The sequence below is a fragment of the Thermotoga caldifontis AZM44c09 genome (assembly GCF_000828655.1).
GTDB lineage: Bacteria > Thermotogota > Thermotogae > Thermotogales > DSM-5069 > Pseudothermotoga_A > Pseudothermotoga_A caldifontis.
Window position 1 is genome coordinate 159019 of record NZ_AP014509.1, and the last position, 19521, is coordinate 178539.

16 protein-coding genes are annotated in these 19521 nt (G+C 47.7%); 8 read left to right on the top strand and 8 right to left on the bottom strand.

Features of this window, described 5'->3' with window-relative positions; genetic code table 11:
- Nucleotides 1-3: 3 nt before the first annotated feature.
- A complete protein-coding gene (locus tag TSP01S_RS00810; RefSeq protein ID WP_041075644.1) occupies nt 4-444 on the bottom strand; it encodes a GNAT family N-acetyltransferase in 441 nt (146 codons plus the stop codon).
- 65 nt (nt 445-509) lie between these two features.
- Between TSP01S_RS00810 and TSP01S_RS00815 the strand changes: the two genes are divergently transcribed.
- The 5 genes from TSP01S_RS00815 (at nt 510) to TSP01S_RS00835 (ending at nt 5620) form a co-directional block, all read left to right on the top strand.
- Nucleotides 510-1718 (top strand): M48 family metallopeptidase, encoded by a 1209-nt coding sequence (locus tag TSP01S_RS00815; protein ID WP_041075646.1) that lies wholly within the window; start codon nt 510-512, stop codon nt 1716-1718.
- Between the two features lie 67 nt (nt 1719-1785).
- The gene (locus TSP01S_RS00820; protein WP_041075648.1) at nt 1786-3273 is read left to right on the top strand and encodes an ABC transporter substrate-binding protein; all 1488 of its coding nucleotides are present in this window, start codon (nt 1786-1788) and stop codon (nt 3271-3273) included.
- Nucleotides 3270-4223 (top strand): ABC transporter permease, encoded by a 954-nt coding sequence (locus tag TSP01S_RS00825; protein WP_041075650.1) that lies wholly within the window; start codon nt 3270-3272, stop codon nt 4221-4223. Before TSP01S_RS00820 ends, TSP01S_RS00825 begins: the two co-directional genes overlap by 4 nt.
- Nucleotides 4224-4226: 3 nt before the next feature.
- Nucleotides 4227-5048: an ABC transporter permease gene (locus tag TSP01S_RS00830; protein ID WP_041075652.1), complete on the top strand. Its 822-nt coding sequence runs from the start codon at nt 4227-4229 to the stop codon at nt 5046-5048.
- 50 nt (nt 5049-5098) lie between these two features.
- Entirely contained in the window at nt 5099-5620 is a 522-nt protein-coding gene (locus TSP01S_RS00835; RefSeq protein ID WP_041075654.1) for a hypothetical protein, read from the top strand.
- A 584-nt stretch (nt 5621-6204) separates the two neighbouring features.
- On the opposite strand, the gene TSP01S_RS00840 is transcribed toward TSP01S_RS00835, so the two are convergent.
- The 7 genes from TSP01S_RS00840 to TSP01S_RS00870 form a co-directional block, all read right to left on the bottom strand.
- Nucleotides 6205-7005, bottom strand: coding sequence for a carbohydrate ABC transporter permease (locus TSP01S_RS00840; RefSeq protein WP_082021705.1), 801 nt, complete (start codon nt 7003-7005; stop codon nt 6205-6207).
- Between the two features lie 56 nt (nt 7006-7061).
- On the bottom strand, nt 7062-7952 hold the full coding sequence (locus TSP01S_RS00845) for a carbohydrate ABC transporter permease (protein ID WP_052463430.1): 891 nt from the start codon (nt 7950-7952) through the stop codon (nt 7062-7064).
- 58 nt (nt 7953-8010) lie between these two features.
- Nucleotides 8011-9237, bottom strand: a complete 1227-nt coding sequence (locus TSP01S_RS00850) for an ABC transporter substrate-binding protein (RefSeq protein ID WP_041075657.1) — start codon at nt 9235-9237, stop codon at nt 8011-8013.
- A gap of 91 nt (nt 9238-9328) precedes the next feature.
- Nucleotides 9329-10024: a hypothetical protein gene (locus TSP01S_RS00855; protein WP_041075659.1), complete on the bottom strand. Its 696-nt coding sequence runs from the start codon at nt 10022-10024 to the stop codon at nt 9329-9331.
- On the bottom strand, nt 10012-11028 hold the full coding sequence (locus TSP01S_RS00860) for a LacI family DNA-binding transcriptional regulator (protein WP_171816791.1): 1017 nt from the start codon (nt 11026-11028) through the stop codon (nt 10012-10014). Before TSP01S_RS00860 ends, TSP01S_RS00855 begins: the two co-directional genes overlap by 13 nt.
- A gap of 113 nt (nt 11029-11141) precedes the next feature.
- Nucleotides 11142-12560 (bottom strand): DUF4127 family protein, encoded by a 1419-nt coding sequence (locus tag TSP01S_RS00865; RefSeq protein ID WP_041075663.1) that lies wholly within the window; start codon nt 12558-12560, stop codon nt 11142-11144.
- Nucleotides 12557-13906, bottom strand: a complete 1350-nt coding sequence (locus TSP01S_RS00870; RefSeq protein WP_041075665.1) for an FAD-dependent oxidoreductase — start codon at nt 13904-13906, stop codon at nt 12557-12559. Before TSP01S_RS00870 ends, TSP01S_RS00865 begins: the two co-directional genes overlap by 4 nt.
- Nucleotides 13907-14631: 725 nt before the next feature.
- Here TSP01S_RS00870 and TSP01S_RS00875 point away from each other — a divergent pair.
- Genes TSP01S_RS00875 through TSP01S_RS00885 form a run of 3 tightly spaced genes read left to right on the top strand, consistent with a single transcriptional unit; the run spans nt 14632 to nt 19511 of the window.
- Nucleotides 14632-16338 carry an NAD(P)/FAD-dependent oxidoreductase gene (locus TSP01S_RS00875; protein WP_052463431.1) on the top strand — a complete coding sequence of 569 codons (1707 nt, stop codon included), beginning with the start codon at nt 14632-14634 and terminating at the stop codon, nt 16336-16338.
- Nucleotides 16328-17980 carry an FAD-dependent oxidoreductase gene (locus TSP01S_RS00880; RefSeq protein WP_052463432.1) on the top strand — a complete coding sequence of 551 codons (1653 nt, stop codon included), beginning with the start codon at nt 16328-16330 and terminating at the stop codon, nt 17978-17980. The genes TSP01S_RS00875 and TSP01S_RS00880 overlap by 11 nt, the downstream gene beginning before the upstream one ends.
- Nucleotides 17958-19511 (top strand): FGGY-family carbohydrate kinase, encoded by a 1554-nt coding sequence (locus TSP01S_RS00885; RefSeq protein ID WP_041078255.1) that lies wholly within the window; start codon nt 17958-17960, stop codon nt 19509-19511. Before TSP01S_RS00880 ends, TSP01S_RS00885 begins: the two co-directional genes overlap by 23 nt.
- Nucleotides 19512-19521 lie beyond the last annotated feature (10 nt).

Sequence of the window (19521 nt, forward strand, 5' to 3'; positions counted from 1 at the left end):
GAATCACTCACGTCCGAAATTTTCTCTCAGAAGACCATAGATGTGTATGTCGTGGTATCGACCGGTGTGGTATTTGGCCTTCCTCATCACGCCTTCGAGTTCAAAACCGATCGATCTCAACAAAGCGATGGATGCGTCGTTGTAATCGTAGACCTCGGCCGTGATCCTGTTCATGTTGAGCGTGTCGAAGGCGAACCTTACCGCTTCGAGCACCATCGCCTTTCCAAGTCCCTTTCCCCTTTTTTCTGGCACCAGATAGTAAGTGATGTACGCGTTTCTGTTGATCCACCTCACATCGAAGCTCACGAACCCAACGGGCTGATCGTTCTCAAAGAAGTTCAGCACGATTTTGCGTAGAAGGTTCAAAAACCTCGTTTCAGAAAAATGCTTAAGTTCGTCCGTCGTGATCTTCACCAATTCTGTGTCCGAAACTTCGAACCTCATGACATCCCCCACAGTTGAGCATTATAACTGAACTGTGGCAAAATTGTTCTGGAGGCGTTGGGGGAATGTTCAAGACTGCGTTTTTGATTCTTCTGATCGTCAACGCGACTTGGAAGACGATCCTCGAATGGCTCAACATTCTTCACACCAGCAAGATGAAACCGGAGGATCTGAAGACTCTGAGAGACAAGGTTAGCGAAGAAGAACTTGGAAGGGCGAAGTCTTACCTGAAAGAAAGGTCCATCCTGAGGATCGTTTCAGAGCTCGTCGAGCTGGCGTTGGTTCTCTACCTCGTCACGATCGGCCTTCCAAGGTTGGAAAAATTCTTCGCCCAGTACCGCTTCCAAGCGTACCTATTCTTCGGCACCGTCGCTTTGATCCTGTATTTAGTGAGACTTCCTTTCAGGGCCTATTCGATCTTCGTGATCGAGAGCAAGTACGGTTTCAACACCACAACCACGAAGACGTTCCTCAAAGACCAGATTCTGACGGTCCTACTCTACGTGGTCTTCGGCCTCATTCTCGTACCTTTACTGATGTGGCTTTTGAGCTATCCAGTTTGGTGGTGGCAGCTTTCGATCTTGGCTTTCGGTTTCATAACGTTCTTCTGGTTCATCCAACCCGTGCTCATAGCACCGCTCTTTCACAAGTTCACGAAGTTCGAAGATGAGAAACTGGCCCAGAAGTTGAAAGAGCTCTTCGAAAAGGCGAACACGAAGGTGCCAAACATCTACAGAGTCGACGCCTCGAGGAGAACGAAGAAGCAGAACGCCTACGTGACGGGCATCGGAAAGTCCAGAAGGTTGGTTCTCTACGACACGATCCTCGGCTATCCTGAGGACGAAATTTTGTCCATCGTCGCACACGAACTGGGCCATCATGTGAAGAAACACGTTCTGAAAGATATATTCCTCTTCTCGGCTTTCGCGACGATCGTGTTCTATCTCACTAACCTGGTGTACGCGCACATCCTGAAAACTAACCTGTTCAGCATCGAAAAGCCCCACACCGCATTTTTGTACGCACTGCTGTTCGTTTCCTCGCTGACTTATTTCCTCATGCCCATCGTGAACTTTCTTTCCAGAAAAATGGAATACGAAGCCGACGCGTACTCCGCGAAACTGGCTGGAGTCGCCCCGCTCGTGCGCGCTCTGAAGAGGCTGGTCAAAGAGAACCTCTCCAACCCCAACCCGTTGCCACTCTACAAGGTCTGGTACTACACCCACCCTGCACCCGAGGAAAGGATCGAGAAGCTACTGACAAAGGGGCGTTGAACCAATCAGGTGATATAATATCTGTGGGAATTTGTAACATTGTAATGACATTTGGGAGGTGTGAAGCATGAAGAGGTTGCTGATGGCGTTTGTCCTGTTCGCGAGCGTTGTGCTCCTCGCCTCAGGAAAGCTCACGATCGCGGTGGATGTCGAACCCGTGGGCCTCGATCCGCACCTGGTCACCGCGTTCGCGTCACACAGGATTTTGGAGAACGTCTACGACGGCCTACTCAGATTCGGAGAGAACCTGGAACTTTTGCCAAACCTGGCCGAGAGTTACGAAATACCCGATCCCTACACCATCGTTTTCAGGATCAGACAGAACGTCAAGTTCCACGATGGCACACCCCTGACGGTGGAAGATGTGATCTTCAGCTTCAAAAGGATCCTCGATCCTGAGACGAAATCACCCGCTGCGGCCTTCTACCAGGACGTCGATTCCATCGAAGCGGTCGACGAAAGAACCGTGAAGTTCAAACTCAAGAAACCAATGGCCAGCGCGATCCTTCCCAACTTCGCTGGTGTGAACAGCTCGATCATCAGCAAGAAATTCTTCGAATCCGGTAAGAACCTCCAGCTCGAGACCAACGGGACTGGACCGTTCTACCTGGCGGAATACGTGGCTGGGAACTACATCGTTCTGAAGAAGAATCCGTACTATTTCGTTCAGGGTCAACCAGTCTTGGACGAGATCAAGTTCGTCTTCATGCCCGAAGAACTTTCCAGGGTTGCCGCGCTCAAGAACAGAGACGTGGACATGGCGAAGATCAGCGAGCCTTTGAACGTGAGACAGTTCAGCACGGACAAATACAACGTCTTCAAATCTGCAACGTTGAGTTACTACCTGATCGGCATCAACACTACCAGAAAGCCCTTCGATGATCCGCGTGTGAGGAACGCTCTCAACTACGCGATAAACAGGGACGCGATCGTCAAAACGGTGGCCTTTGGTGAAGGTGTTGTCACTGGTCCGATGCATCCGTCGATCAAAGCCTGGGCGCTTCCTCCAGAGGAATTCGAAGAGTACAAGTATAACCCAACGAAGGCGAAGGAACTGCTCGCACAGGCGGGTTATCCGAACGGGTTCGAATTCAGCATCGTGACCTCCGCACGGTACAACTTCGACAAAGTCGCACAGGTCATCCAGGCTCAGCTCGCGCAGATCGGCGTGAAGGTGAACATCGAGCTGGTCGAGTGGGGCATCTTCATAAAGAGATGGCGTGAGAGCGACTTCGATGCGTTCATCTCTATGAACAGCGGTTCCATGGAACCAGACATTCAATTCTACAGACACTTCAAAACGGGCGGCTCGACCAACGTGTTCAAATTCTCGAACCCGAGGGTGGACGAACTGCTCGAGCTCGGAAGGAGCACCGTCGATACTGAAAAGAGGAAGCAGATTTACAGCGAACTCCAGAGACTCCTCGTGAAAGAATCGCCGGTGATCTTCCTCTACTGTGCGAACCAGTTCTTCGTTGCCGACAAGTCCGTCGAAGGTTTCAAGCTGTTACCGAACGAGAGCCTGATCTTCCTTAGGGAGACGTACAAGAAGTGACACTCGGTTACGTTCTGAGAAGGATACTCGTCTCCGTTCCGACCGTCCTCTTAGTCGTTCTGATGGTCTTCGTTGCCATCCATCTGGTGCCGGGCACCGTGGTCGACATGATGCTCGGCACCCAGAATTATTTGACAGAAGAACAGATAAGACAACTCTACGCCCAGTATGGTCTGGACAAGCCTTTGATCGTTCAGTATTTCGCCTGGCTGAAGAACACGGTGAGCTTCAATTTCGGTGTTTCGTTGAGGACAGGAAAGCCTGTGTTGCAGCTGATCTTGGACAGATTGCCGGTCACTCTGGAACTGGCGGCCCTCTCGATGGTCATCGCTCTGACTCTGGGTATCGTTTTCGGTGTCGTCTCCGCCGTGAAGAGGAACAGCTTCGTCGACGACATTATCAAGGTTTTCAGTTTGATCGGAATATCTTCCCCCGCCTTCTGGATCGGTTCCATATTCATCGTTCTTTTCTCCGGCCTCTTCACGGAATTCAACATCTTCGGTTACGTTCCAATCAATCGCGATCCTCTGAAAAATCTTCAATCCATGTTCCTTCCATCCCTGACACTGGGTTTGATGATCTGTGCGCAGATCGTTCGCGTTACCAGAGCTTCCATGCTCGACGTGCTGAGACAGGAATACATCAAGACGGCGATGGCAAAAGGTGTGAGCAGAACCGCCCTGATCTTCAAACACGCGCTGAAGAACGCGTTGATCCCCGTCGTCACGGTTTCTGGTATCCAGCTGGGCTATTTGATCGGTGGGACGATCGTCATAGAGAACCTCTTCGCGTTACCGGGCTTGGGAAGATTGCTCCTTCAGGCCGTGAACGAGAGGGACTATCCTGTGGTGCAATCGATCGTACTGTTTGTCGCCATCATGATCGTGGCGTTGAACATACTGATCGACTTCGTGTACACTCTGCTGGATCCGAGAGTGGAGTTGAAATGAATCATGAAGGTGCTACACAGGATCTTGAGGAAACCTTTGAACGTCGTTGCGATCGTGTTGATCTTCACCATCGTATCGATGGCCTTCTTTCCAAAGTTTTTCTCGACGCACGATCCGCTCGAAATGGACTACGGATCCATCCTTGAACCCCCTTCGAGGGAGCACTTCTTTGGAACCGACCAGTTCGGTAGGGACATGTACTCGCGCTGCGTTCACGGCGTGCAGAAAAGTGTTGTCGTGGCGTTCTCTTCGAGCTTGATAGCCTGTTTCTTCGGAACTGCACTTGGTTTGATCTCTGGCTACTACGGAGGAATTTTGGATCTTCTCATCATGCGCGTGTGCGACAGCTTCTTTGCGTTCCCAACGCTCGTGCTCGCACTCTTCATCGTCGCCCTGTTCGGGAACAATCTCTTCAACCTGATCATCGCCATAGCGATCGTCTACACACCGATCTTCGCCAGAACGATGAGAGGTTCGGTCCTGTCCGTGAAAGAGAATCTCTTCGTGAAGGCTTCAAAAACGCTCGGCTCGAGTGATCTCAGGATCATGCTGTTCCACGTGCTTCCAAACGTTTCTTCCATCCTGATTGTCACCTTCACCACGAACCTCTCGACGGCCTTTCTCACCGAAGCTTCCCTCGGTTTTCTCGGCCTCAGCGTACCTCCCCCACAGCCAACGTTGGGTGGGCTCGTCGCCCAGGCCACGGCGTTCCTGACCACCGCGCCCTGGATGGCACTCTTTCCAGGTTCGATCATTGCACTGATCGTGCTGGGTTTGAACGTGCTCGGCGACGCCCTGAGGGACCTCCTGGACCCAAAGCGGTAGGTTGTAAAATATTAGGAAAAGTTGGACCGCTTTCACCGAGGGGGAACGGTATGAAAAGGTCAACGCTTTTGCTCGCCTTGCCTTTTCTGCTGTTGCTGTTCGCCCAGAACACTTGTTCGTCCACGAGCGGTGGGACACAGCCTGGCGATGGAAAATTCAGGGTGTTCTACGTCTCACCGACGGGAGACAACAACAACCCGGGTACGAGAGACAAACCATGGGCTACACCGGGCTATGGGGCACGGCAACTCAGAGCCGGCGACACGCTGGTGATACTCCCTGGTCGCTACATTCTCAGCCGTTACGACGAAGACATCATCGTGCCACAGAACTCCGGAACGCCGCAAGCGTGGATCACGATCAAAGGCGAAGAAAATGACAAACCCGTGCTGGTGGGGAGAAACGATCTGCTGGTCGCGATAGACATCTCGGGAAAAAGCTACATCAGGATCGAGAATTTAGAAATAACGAGCGACAACAACGCACCGTTCAGAAACGGTATTCAAGCGCTTGGAAGATCCATCAGGAACGTCCACATCCACTCATCTGCGCAAGAGCGTTTGATATTCTAAGTTTTCTGGTTTCCTCGAAGGAACTTTGCTCATGTGAGAACCGCTTCCATAATTTCGAGACTCACAACCGCGACTAGTATTTGAAAGTATCGTGTGTGGCGCATAACTCGAGAATTGCTGAGGTGTGTCTCTGGGTGGAATAAGCTTGAACTTGAAATTCATGAGCAATTTCTTTAAGCGATTGCTTAGCGTCGTCTGGGTTTATGAATGATAACTTCCTGGTGAATAAACAGAAGCCATTCCAAGAAACAAGAAAAGTATGGTTTTTCGGACCATTCCTTGGAAACGTTACACAAGTTTTCTCCAATCCACTGCTCGACTCGAACACGGTGAACAGTTTTTTGTATTATATCACGAAATAAGCTGCTGCTGAGCAATTTGGTATCAGAAGGTGTTCAAGCAATCTGGTAAGCGTCACAACAAGGAGTCTTGAAAGTTTCAGAGAGAAAACCCACAGATAACAGGAGTGAAAGAAATTTTGTATTTCCGGAAAGCAGTTATTCCTAACTCATAATAAAAATCAAGTATTCTGAAGTCATTGAGCGTGACTTCCTGTTGCCCTGCTTGACATAGCATCAAAAGTCTTACTTTATGCCAGACGTTAGATTCATACTTATGAATTGCCTTTGGAACAAGAGGAAAATAACAATTATCGGAACTGACGATATTACAGTGGCGGCCATCAGCGGTCCCCAGTCGTTAACAAACCTTCCTTTAAAGATCTCAAGCCCAAGCTGAATGGTTCTCATCTTATCGGTTCTTGTTATAACAAGTGGCCAGAGAAAGTCATTCCAGGTTTCAGTGAAGGTGAATATGGCAAGGGCACTCAGACCAGGCTTGCTCAATGGTAAGAATACTTTGAAAAAAATGACAGATTCACGAGCTCCATCAATACGCGCAACTTCTAAAAGTTCCTTCGGAAACTGACTGTAAAATTGTCGCATCATGAATACTCCGAACGCTGTCATAATATGAGGTATAGCAAGACCAATATGAGTATTCAGTAGGCCAGTCCCGCCTCTACCAAAGATATCATTTCCTCCACATAATGGCAAATTCTTTACAAGTAGAAAAGTTGGTATAAGCGTGATCTGCACAGGTATGATCATTGTAGCAAGTATGAGAATAAAAAATAGCTTCTTGTAGGGAAATTCCAAACATGCGAAAGCATAACCCGCAAGAGAGCAAAAGAAAACATTTATCAACATTGATAATACCGCTACTATTACACTATTGAGAAAATACCTGCCAAACTTGAAAGTCGATATCGAATGCACGTAATGCTCAAAAGTAATACTGCTCGGTAAAATTTTCGGTGGCCACGAAAACAGTTCACTGTTGGGCTTGAAGGAAGAAAGTAACATCCAAAAGAAGGGGAACCCCATCAAGATTGTAGTAACAGTCACGATAGTGATGAGAACCAATGAGCTTAATTTTCGCTTCACATCGCTATCTCCTTTCGACGAGACACGGCTAGGATCGAGACAAGCATGATAATGGTCCCGACGACAAATGACATAGCCGAGGCATACCCCATGTCCATATAGTCAAAAGCTGTTTTGTATATCAGTAGACCAACCACTGTTGTCGAATTTATGGGACCTCCCTGTGTCATAACGTACACTTCGGTAAAGGTTTGAAGGGTACTTGCAAGACCCACAAGTAACACGTACATGTGTACTGGTCTCAATAGCGGTAATGTTATCCGTGCAAACTTTTGTAGCGAATTTGCCCCATCAATGGAGGCAGCTTCGTAAACTTCTTTAGGTATAGACTGCAAACCCGCCAAGTACACGATCATATTCCAGCCAACACCCCGCCATACTCTCATCACGACAATCGAATGTAGTGCAGTTGACATATTTCCAAGGAAATTCACTGGTCCTATTCCAAACAAATTTAAGACAAAGTTGAGTATACCAACATTTGGGTCGTAAATCCATGTCCAGATGACACTCGCAGCAACCATTGGAGTTATAACCGGAAGATAGCAGATAGATCTTACCAGGCTGATACCAACCATTTTCCTATTGATTAGTAACGCTAGTAAAAGCGAAAGCAACATGTTTGTTGGTAAGACTTCCGCAGAGAACTGCAAAGTTCTGAGCGTAGAAAGCCAGAATTCTTTGTCCGCAAACAAGCGTTGAAAGTTTTCTATACCAACAAACTTCGGTGTTCCAAGGCCTGAGAACTTTGTGAAGCTCAAATACAAGGAATAAATGATCGGGTAAATTCTAAAAACAATGTTGTAAATAACAACCGGAAAAATAAAAATTAGAGCTGTTCTTGCAATTTTTCTGTACATTCTGCTTGTGGAGGTAGCCGTTTTCAACGGATAACGTCCTCCCAGAGAAAAAGGCAGATGCCGCGAAGCATCTGCCTCAAAATTGTTACTTTAATTTTCTAATTTCTTCCACGGCTTTGTCTAATGCTTCTTTGGGTGTCACGATGCCTCTCACAGCCATTTCTATGTACCGGCTAAGTATGTCCCTTGCCCTCGTCCAAAATGGCACGTTGGGATTCCAGAAAGCATATTTCATTCCTTCAATGAACAGGGATATAACGGGATCGGAGCCAAATCTTGGGTCATTAACAGCTGATTTTCTTGAGGGAATGCCACCTAAAACGTAGCTAATTTCAGTTATGGAAGACTTCGAGGTTAAGTAAGAAAGAACCTTGATGGTTGCTTCTCGATTCTTTGTGAATCTGGATACCATAAATCCGCCAAATGAATAGAACGTCGCTTTTTTGATTCTCGCAGGGGGAAAACTTAGCTTGATCTTTTCATAAACGTCTGGTGCATATTTCTTCGCCGCTGCCATAGTCTCGGCGGTGACGAATGCCATAGCAGCCGTGCCAACAACAATTGGATCAAGATTTGCAACTTTTGGAAGGCCAGCCTCTGGATATACCTTATATTTGCGCACAAGTTCAGTGAAGTATTCTAGAGCTTCAACACCCTGTGGAGAATTAAAAACTGGTTCAAACTCCTCGTTGAAGAATTCTCCACCATTTGATATTAAAAAGATGCCCCAGACTTGTTGGCTGGGTACCTCCAAATCTATACCGGCAACCCTTATTCTGCTGCCTTCCCATTCAGTCAATTTGATCGCGTATTCTCTAAGCTGTTCCCAAGTTGACGGCGGTTTAGACGGATCGAGCCCCGCTCTTTCGAACAGATCACTCCTGTAAGCTAAGAGTCTTCCCGAACCATACACAGGCACAAAGTAGAGATGACCCTTGTAGCGGCCTGCTTCTATTACTTCACCAAAGTCTCCGATGTCTTCAAGTGCCTCAACGTAGTCATCTAAGGGCATCAAAACACCATTTTCTACAAATCCGGCTACTGCTGCCTGACCATGCATGAATATATCAGGTCCTATACCTCCTGCAAAAGATGTTGCCAACTTGACTGAAAGCTCTCCCCATGGAACAAACTCCACCTCAACGTCAATATCAGGATTCCGTTTTTCAAACTCTTTGACTAGTTTGTCGACACAATCGGTCAATGCTTTATCCGTACCTGCAAACCAAACTAAAACCGTGCTCTTAGAGAAAATACTTACAGCCATGAGAGTCATAACCAATACTACAAGAAATTTTCGCCACACGTACATACTTTCACCTCCCCACAGGCCTAAAGCTGTCCGCACACTTTAATAACGCTTGATGGTGCTTCTCATTACATTCTTTCACCTCCTCATGGGTTTAAAAGCTGTCCATGTGCCGCCGAAACGCCTGAACAGCTCGAACAAACTCCTTCAAAGAATTACCTGTAACGATCGAACCTATGATTAGACCTTTAATCCCACAGGCCAGCACAGATGTGACTTCATCCGGGTGTATTTTCTTTTCACTTGGCACAAAGCATGGAATAGGACTATTCTTAGCAGCATAGGAGTAACGTGTCAGATCCCATAACGTGAGCCGTTCGCCGTAATGTTCTTTGGGCACTATGGAAAGCTCAAGAGCGTTAGCACCAAAGTTTTGAACAGCCTGAACATAAAGAGCCTGAGAGAAATCGCTCAAAGCAACCATTTTTGCTAGTCTTGTGTTCAACACATAGGTTGGAGCATCATTAATAAAAAAATCGATAAAGGAAATCCCCATCTCTTGCATCTCCAATAAATGCTCCTCGGCTGCAAAACCATTTTCATCACCGGGGACAATACCAACACATATACCTAACTCGCATATTCTTTCAATGTTTCTTCTGGCAGCAGGCCAACCTGGAAATGCCCTTCCTGTACCTTTGTGAGTTACATTCACATGTAGCTTAACAGCATCTGCACCAGCTTCAATAGCTGCTCGAGCAAACTCCAGATTGTTGTCCGGTAAGCTCACTATTAGAATATGTCTCTTGCTGTTGAGTAACAATCTAAAATCACTGATCACTGCTGACACAGTGTGCCTCCCCTCAAAATAGTTGGTTCCACAAAAACGGTACCCCCACTTTCTTGGCTGCCCGCAATCAGTTCCGAAAGCATAGTAAAAGCGATTTTACCGATCAGATAAGGATTTAACTTTACACTTGTCAAAGGAGGCGTGGTGTAATGACACATTCGAAGTCCTCCAAATCCTATTACTCCTACTTGTTGCGGAACAGCTATTCTCATTGTTTTCAATGCATCAAGCGCTCCTTTAGCTAACCAATCGGTGGTAGCAAAAATCGCTGTGCCTGCGTTTGTTCTAAAATACTCCTTCTGAGCAAGTACTGCCTGTCTGCCACTTTTTTCATCAAAATCGTTGCATTCAATTACCCGAACCTTGTCTATTGAAAGATTATTTCGTCTGAAAGCGCTCATTGCCCCTTCAACTCGATCGGCAAAAGTGCATATTTTGAGAGGGCCCGATAGTATCACAACATTCCTATAACCGTGGTGGATGATTTCCAATCCAGCGAGATAACCACCTCTGACATTATCATTATTAACTGACGGCAGGTGCTCCAGATCCTGGTATTTACCGACCATCACTGTAGGAAGATTAGTACTCTGCAGGAATCTTTTGACGAAGGATGGCATCGGTATACCACCAATGATAATTCCATCGATGATTTCTGTTGGAACGTTGAAACTAGCAGGATTCTCGGGTTGAACTATGTTAACTAGACATGGTACTCCACTGTTTGTTGACATGTCAGTAATTCCTTTTTGGACTGAATTGAAGAATTCATCTGACTCGATTGATCCTTTGTGGGGGTTGATTATAACAAGAGCTATTGTTCTTAGATACTTGCGTTCGTTCAAGGTATATCCGAGCTTTTTTGCCATAAGTATTACAGTGTTCCTGGTATGTTCGCTGATTCTTGGATTATTACTTAAAGCTCTCGAGACAGTAGACACTGAAACTCCAACTGAAGATGCAATGTCTCTCAGCGTTACGGAAGTTACCCTGCGTGTTCGCAACAAGTGAACCTCCCCAACTTGCATTTTAACTTGCTGGTTACAGACGGTCAAGGAAAGCGAAGTGTACACTTGTGCAAATTGTGCAACACATGGGAATCTCGATAATCGACATATCAGAGTTCCTCAGTCTCAATTTGAACACTAACTTTACACTCAAAGGTTCTATTCCATGGTAGTGCGAAATAGTTGAGAGAAGCGGATTTCAACAACCAGGTCTTATTGTTAGCTCGAAAAATCCTGCCAGCAAAATTATTCAGAAGGTTATTCGATTCTATAGTAAACTCAGAAGTGAAAACCCTCATGATATCCGAATTGGGACCAATATTATACTTGTCTTTACCATAGGAATTTAGCATATCTTCGAGCTTACGTCTGTATACCGATTGATAAAGGTAATCATCTACGAATCTTTCAAGCATGAATTTCAATAGTCGTAGTTCATCCTTAGTAGACTTCCACGCTGCTTCTGCCAACAGAGTCCCCAGGCGATTGGATGCGGTATTCCAAGCAGAAAAACCTTTCAGAAAAATCGCCGGGCTGTTTCTAATCATGCTGAGAAGTTCGTGCACAAGATGTTCGTCAGCGCCGTTGGGGTGGAAGAGATCGAGCAGATATATTTCTTTACCTTCCTCGACCAATTTTTCAAGTGTATGTAAACCCTTTTCCAAGTTAGAGCCAATTATCAATATCGCTGTATTCGAGTCAGGGCGGACAGAAAAGCCAGTAAGAGAGACATGAGACAGTAGATTCTTCACAAATGGTTGATGTTCAAACTCCATAATTCGCATCACTGTTTCACCTGAATCAAAATGAAGTTCCACGTCCCTTTGATTAAAGACTCTTACGAGCAGCTCTTGCATTACTTCATCTGCCCCATTGTGTATGTAAACTTTACCTTGAAGACCTAAATGAATCACCTTTGCCTTCAAGACGTCTACCTCCGGCTCATGAGGTCCGTGCGGAAAAGTATCTTCAACAGCCAGGACGAGGGTATCCACTACGCCGGTTGCTACGAAGTCTACGCATAGTTTGTTAATTTCGTGATTTCTACTTCGAAGTTGTCGGTAGTATTTCAAATACTCATCGTCAAAGTCGCTCATTTGGACTTGGCAGTTCTCGGTGGCGGACTTCAAGTATTCTGTGAGCGCCTTCCACTTGTTCTCTGTTTCTGCTGAATTCACTGTAATTGAAGCTCTACGCACAATAGAAGAAGCAAAGATTAACGCCTGCGGATTTTCTTTTCTCAAGGCTTTCAATGTTTCCAACCTTCTTATTGCTTGGTCTAGGGAAGTATCAGCTTCTCTGGACGCAACCAGGCCTCCGTAGCACAACATTTCTGTAGAAATCAAAAACGCTTCGGCTTCTTGATTCAAAAGCCAATCATGCAACCAATCCACATCTCCTGGTATCTTATAGTAGCCAAGTTTTCCAGCTGGTGGCAGGAGAATGTCTACGTCATACATGGTTGCAAAATCGATGAGAAAATCGTAGTTTGGGGGTCGGTTGTCCATGGGAAGAACTGCAATTTTCATAACACTCCCCCCATTTCAATTATCCTCTTGCGGAGGCGTAAATAATCAACTTTTCTGATATCACCATCCACCTTAGTAGCTAGTGCAGCACAAATACCCGCAGCCATCCCAATGGCTCCGGCTACAGCGCTGACACGGGTTGCCGCATAAGCTAGATGACTTGCGCTAGCGTTCCTACCTGCCAATACAACATTTTTCAGTTGTTTTGGTAAGAGTGTCTCCAATGGAATTTCGTACTCACCGGGATATGGTATTTTTATGATTTTAAGTCCACCACATGTACTTTGATGAACATCTATCGGATATGCACCAATTGCTATTGGTTTCTCGAACTTCTTAGCTGATGTGATATCTTCAAGGCGCAGAGTATAGTCAGCAGCAACGTGATTGGTCTCCCTGACTCCTATACTTCCTGTTTGAACTAGCTCAGCATTTCTGAATCCTGGCACTTCTCTCCTCAGGAACTCCATAAAACGCCAAATCTCCGACAGAGCAAGTGCTTGTGCTCTAGTTAGCTCTTCTGGGTTTGATGCATAACCAGGATAACGGTTTGTGTTTATGAGGAACTCATCTTCCTGAAATGGTACCTGGAAAAAGAGTATTCTGTCTCTCTTGAAAGAAAGGTTGTATTTGTGAAACAATTTCGCCCTTGTGTAAAATCCAGAAACAGCAAGATATGAGAAATCAATTTTCGACGGTTCATCACGCAATTGAAAATCTTCTGGATGTTCTTTTATGTATGCTATTATTTCCTGCTTATCAACTCCAGATACCCTTAAAATCAAACTCATAGGCTGGCATTCCTTCGTTAATTCGTCACCTACCCAGTACGCAGCACCCGATTTTATTGAGAGGGAACCGTCGCCTGTTGCGTCAACAAATACTTTTCCTTCAAAGCTATATTGTTTTACTCCGTAAGGGACAGTTACACTGCGAACAAACCCATCCTCAACAACAACATTAGCAACCGGTGCCCCCAGAAAATAGGTGACACCAGATTCATTCACGATATCAAACAGTACTGCTTTTAGTTTTTCATGAACAAAGGGTGTTATGGTTTCGACAAAACCTGTTGGATCTTTAACGTGCCCACAAGAACCCCGAATAGTGATCAGCCTATCCACGATCTCCTGGAGAATACCCTTAGAAACTTGTCTTTGCGGTGAGTGAAAAGTCATCATTGGTCCGACCAAAGAATCAGTTAATACCCCGCCAAGATTCATACTCTTTTCAATAAGCAAAACAGTTGCTCCTTGACGTGCTGCAGCCACGGCAGCACACACGCCAGAAATACCACCACCGATCACAACTACATCAAAGGCAGTTAATCTAACTTCACCAGACAATACATTCACCTCCATGAGGAGAAATCTTCCAAGTGGCCGTTGATAATTATATTGTGACAGTTTTCACCATTGCTGCATTACGACTCATCAGCTTGTGCAAATTTGCAAGAGGCTTAGTAAGTACCAACGTGTAGATATCAATGAGTGGTAATCATTTTTGGTCTGAATCTGGTTACCCGTGAGAAATACTGTGGTTGATTGCACGAGCCGAACTGCCTCAGTAAACAAGGAAAAGAGTGACAGAACTGGGAATCTGATTAAACTGAAACTATGCCCCATCATTATTGTGAAAAAACAGAAGTTATCTTGGGCCTACAACAATATGTTCATCCTCGTTTACTTCAAAAATTAAGGAGGTGATCCCACTTTAGTTATCAGAAAAAAGTTTCAAAAAGAAGGTCAGCTCATCGTGGAGAACATCGAAAACACGAACGCCAACATTATCGCTACTTCAAGCTCATACGATCTTGTTGTGGGAAAGTGAGTGTCAATCGTGCTCAGTATTGATTGCGGAAGATGTTCCCACGCAAAACCACTTTCTCACCCATTTCGCTGCGAAAGTACATCGTTTCAAATGAGCGTTCGTTTTCACTCATTCTACCCACTCTTCCACTTTGTATCTCACCGTCACGTCCTGTTGCGCGTTCTTTCACTGTTTGACCACGACGCCATGACATGCTATCATACGGATGTACGGACAACAGTATCTCAGGGGGCATCGACGCGTGAAAAACATCGAGCAGTACCTTTCAAAGAAGTTTTCCACACCCATCCACTGTGAAGAGAAGAACGACGCCCTCTTTCTCTACGGCAAGGTGGACAGCTGGGACAAGGTCGTGAGCATAGGCAAGGAAGCCACGAAGTTCGGCTTCAGGGGCGTTGTGAACAAGATCGAGTGTGAGGGCGTGAGGATCGCCGGCCCGAAGGTTCCCAGCGTTCGTGATCAAAGCCTTCACGGAACAAGGGTGGACGTGCTGATCATCGGTGCGGGTGTGGTGGGCTGTGCGATCGCACGGGAGCTCAGCAGATGGAAACTCAACATCCTCGTCGTGGACAAAGAATCAGACGTCGCGTGCCACCAAAGTTCCCACAACGCTGGCATGATGCACCCACCCATCGCACCGCACCCAAAAAGCAAGAAGGCCTACTACAACAGGAAGGGACTGGATCTGATCGAACAGCTCTCGCGCGAACTCGATTTTCCATACAAGAAGAACGGTCTGGCGATGCTCTTTCCCAGCGTCGCATACGCTCTTTTGTTACCTTTCATCAAGTTCAGAGAACACAAGAACCAAGTCAGAGAAACGCAGTTCATGAGCGCATCGAAGCTTTTGAGGATAGAACCGCACCTGAAGAGACACTTCGCCTGGGCCTACGTGGTGTGGGAAGCTGGAGTGGTGGATCCCTTCCAGATGACGCTCGCCTTCGCCGAGAACGCTGTTCAAAACGGTGCGAGGTTTTCCTTCAACACCTTCGTCGAATCGTTCGTGATCGAAGACGAAAGGATAGGAGCCGTCGTGACGAACAGAGGTACGATCCTTCCAAGACTCGTGGTGAACGCGGCGGGCGTCTGGGCAGATCACGTGGCGGCGCTCGCGAACGACGAGTTCTTCACCATCCACCCGCGCAAGGGTGAGATGGCGATAATAGACAAAAAGAAATCCCATCTGTGCCGCATGACGATCTCCAAAATCTCGCTCAGAAACATCGGTTCTGTCACCAAAGGTGGTGGACTCATTCCCACCGTGCACGGAAATCTACTGCTTGGCCCCACCGCGATCGAAGTTCCACAGAGGGAAGATTACAGCACAAGCCTCGAAGCTCTGGAAGAACTGTTCAAAAAACACGCCGCAATAGAGGGACTCTCCAAGAACGATGTCATCAATTACTTCGCTGGAACGAGGGCGGCAACGTACGAGGAAGACTTCATCGTGGAACCCTCAAAGAGGATCAAGAACTTGGTGCATGCTGCGGGTATCCAGTCTCCAGGTTTAACCAGCGCCCCCGCCATCGCTATAGACGTAGCCAGCATGTGCATCGAGAAATTGAAGACAGAAATGAAGATCGTACCCAACGAAAGATTCTGTCCTGTCAGAAGGAAGGAGCCAGACTTCAAAAAACTTTCTCTACAAGAAAAGCAGAAGATCATAGAGAAAAATCCTGCTTACGGCATCGTGATCTGCAGGTGCGAAACTGTGACCAAAGGCGAAGTGCTGCAGGCGCTGAACGGTGAGATACCCCCCACCACGTTGGATGGCATAAAGTGGCGCACACGTTGCGGCATGGGCAGATGCCAAGGTGGCTTCTGCACACCCTTCTTAGTCGAGATACTCCAGCAGTTCACAGACCCACTTTCGATCACCAAGAAAGGCCCAGGATCAGAACTGTTCGTGACCAGGACCAGGCCGGGAGGTATCGAGCATGATCTATGACGTTGCGGTGATAGGGGGTGGACCGGCTGGACTCGCCGCCGCGATCTCGGCGAACAAGAACAAATCAACCGTGGTGCTCATCGAGAGGGAACCGGAACTTGGAGGCATACTCAAACAGTGCATCCACGACGGTTTTGGAATCCTGCACTTCAGAAAAAGGCTCACCGGCCCGGAGTACGCGGAAATCTTCGTCGAAGAACTGTTGAAGACCAACGTGGAAATTCTGTTGAGCACCTTCCTACTCGAAGTTCGGCGCAAGGAGAAATTCTTCGAACTTCTCGTTCAAAACGCGCGGGGTATCTTCACGATCGAATCGAAATCCATCGTGCTCGCGACAGGTTGCAGAGAAAGAACTTCCAGACAAGTCTTCATCCACGGAGACAGACCCGCTGGCATCATGACGGCGGGCACCGCACAGAAGTTCGTGAACCTTATGGGACTTCTACCGTTCAAACGCTGCGTCGTTTTGGGCAGCGGGGATGTCGGTCTGATCATGGCGCGAAGATTGACCTTGGAAGGAGCGAAGGTGCTCGGAGTTTACGAGATCAAGTCTGAAGTTTCTGGCCTTCTGAGGAACGTCTCTCAGTGTTTGAACGATTTCAACATTCCCCTCTTTCTCTCCCACACCGTGAGCAGAGTCTTTGGAAACGGGCGGGTTGAGAAGGTCGAAGTGGTGAAAGTCGACGAGAAGTTCTCGTTCGTTCCCGGCACCGAGAAACAGATCGCCTGCGACGGACTGCTCCTCGCCGTGGGTTTGATCCCAGAAAACGAGATTGCGGAGAAACTTTCTCTCGAACTCGATCCGAGAACCGGTGGACCCATCGTGGACCAGCACACGATGGGAACCGTGGAGGGTGTGTTCAGCTGCGGCAACTCTCTGCACGTGCACGATCTCGTCGATTACGTCACATGGACGGGTTTCGAGGCGGGAAGATGCGCCAGCGAGTACGCCAAGGGCAATCTGAAGGTTCGAAAGAGAATGCAGATCGAACTCGATCCCTCACTCAGCTACTGCGTGCCGCAACTGCTCAGTCTTCCTCACTCGGGAAAGGTCCGCATCTATTTCAGAGTGAAAAGCAAAGTTTCCAACGCCGAGCTGTACGTTCTTCAATCTGGACGCATCCTCGCTTCGAAGAAGTTCAAAACCTTACGACCCCAGCAGATAGAATTCATCGACGTTGCCGCTCAACTCGACGAAGCACCGCTCAAGCTTTCGATCGAGAGCGCCCTCACTTTGGAAGAACAACCTTTCAAGAGCTTGGTGTGCATCGTGTGCCCGAAAGGCTGTGAGATCGAAGTTTACGGCGATCCTTCCAATCCACTTTTCAAAGGTCACGGTTGCGAAAGGGGACTCGAGTTTGCAAAGCAAGACCTTGTCAATCCAAAGAGAGTTCTCTGCTCGACCGTCCTGACAAAAGATCCTCTCAAACCTCTTCTGCCGGTTCGCACAGACAGAGAAATTCCGCTCGAATCTTTCGAAAAGGTGATGGAAAGAATAAAACAGCTCACGCTGGACAAACCTGTACACCGTGGGGAGATCATCGTGGAGAACATCGAAAACACGAACGCCAATCTCATAGCCACCTCAAGCTCGTACAATCTTGTTGGGGGGAGAGTGAATGTCGATCGTGCTAAGTATTGACTGCGGTACGCAGAGTTTGAAAGCGCTGGCGTTCGACGAAAACGGAAACCTCATCGACATGTGCAAGGTGGAATATCCTCAAGCTTACGTCTCACCCAGGCCTGGCTGGGCGGAACAGGATCTCAGCGTCTACGAATCTTCACTCGCGAAAGCCTGCAGGATCCTGCTGGAGAAAGGCAAGATCAAAGTCAAAGACGTTCTCGCCATCAGTGTGACGAGCCAGCGCGATACGTGCGTTTTTCTTGATAAAAACGGAAAATCCCTCAGACCTGCCATCCTGTGGCTCGATCAGAGAATGGCCGAATATGATCTCAAGCTTCCTCTGCACTTCAAAATCGGTTTCAAACTCGTCGGAATGGAAAAAGCGGCGATCGTATCTGCCAAAAAGTGCAAGGCGAACTGGGTCAGACAGAACGAGCCGGAGATCTGGAAAAACACCCACAAGTTTTTGCTCCTTTCGGGCTGGTTCAATTACTTACTTTCTGGAAAGTTCGTCGATTCCGTCGCAAGCCAGATAGGCCACATCCCGTTCAACTACAAAAAACAAACCTGGGCAGATCCCAAATCAGACTTTCATTTTTACCTTTTTCCCATCGAGAAAGACAAATTGCCAGAGCTCGTGGCACCGGGCACGATCATCGGCGGTTTAACAAACACGGCAGCGGAGCTCACTGGCCTGAGGCAAGGAACGCCCGTGGTCGCGTCCGGTTCAGACAAAGGTTGCGAAACTCTCGCGGCTGGCTGCGTCGATGAATCGATGGCGTGCGCCAGCCTGGGCACGACGCTCACGCTCCAGATAACCAGCAGCAAATACCTCGAACCAATCAAGTTCATGCCGTCTTACCCTGCCGTGATCCCCGGCAAGTTCAATCCCGAGGTTGAAATATTCAGAGGCTTTTGGATGGTGACATGGTTCAAAGAACAGTTCGCCGCACCGGAATGCCAGATCGCAAAGGAAAGGAACGTGTCTGCAGAAGAAGTGCTCGAAGAGCTCCTCTTGCAGACTCAGCCTGGCAGTTTCGGGCTGGTGCTTCAACCGTACTGGGGTGCGGGATTGAAACAACCTGAAGCACGCGGGGCAATCGTCGGATTCGGAGATGTGCACAACAGAGCTTATCTGTACAGAGCGATCATCGAAGGGCTCGCGTATGCACTGAAGGATGCCGCACAAAAGATCGAAAGAGTTTCGAAAGTACCCATCAAAGCCGTGGTCGCCACGGGCGGTGGTTCGAGGTCGAAGTTGGTCTGTCAGATCCTGAGCGATGTCATGAACAAAAAAGTGCTCCGAACGCACGTGTACGAAGCCGCGGGTCTGGGCGCCGCAATCGTCTGTTTCCACGCGCTCGGTTTTTACAAAGACTTCGAGCAGGCAACAAAGAAGATGGTCAGATACACTCACGAATGCGTTCCGGACCCTGAGAGATCTTCACTCTATCAAAAACTCTACGAGAGCGTGTACAAAAAGCTCTATCCCCGCCTCAGACCACTCTACAGAGCCATGCAGAGAATAACGAACTATCCAGAGATGTGAGGTGAGAACC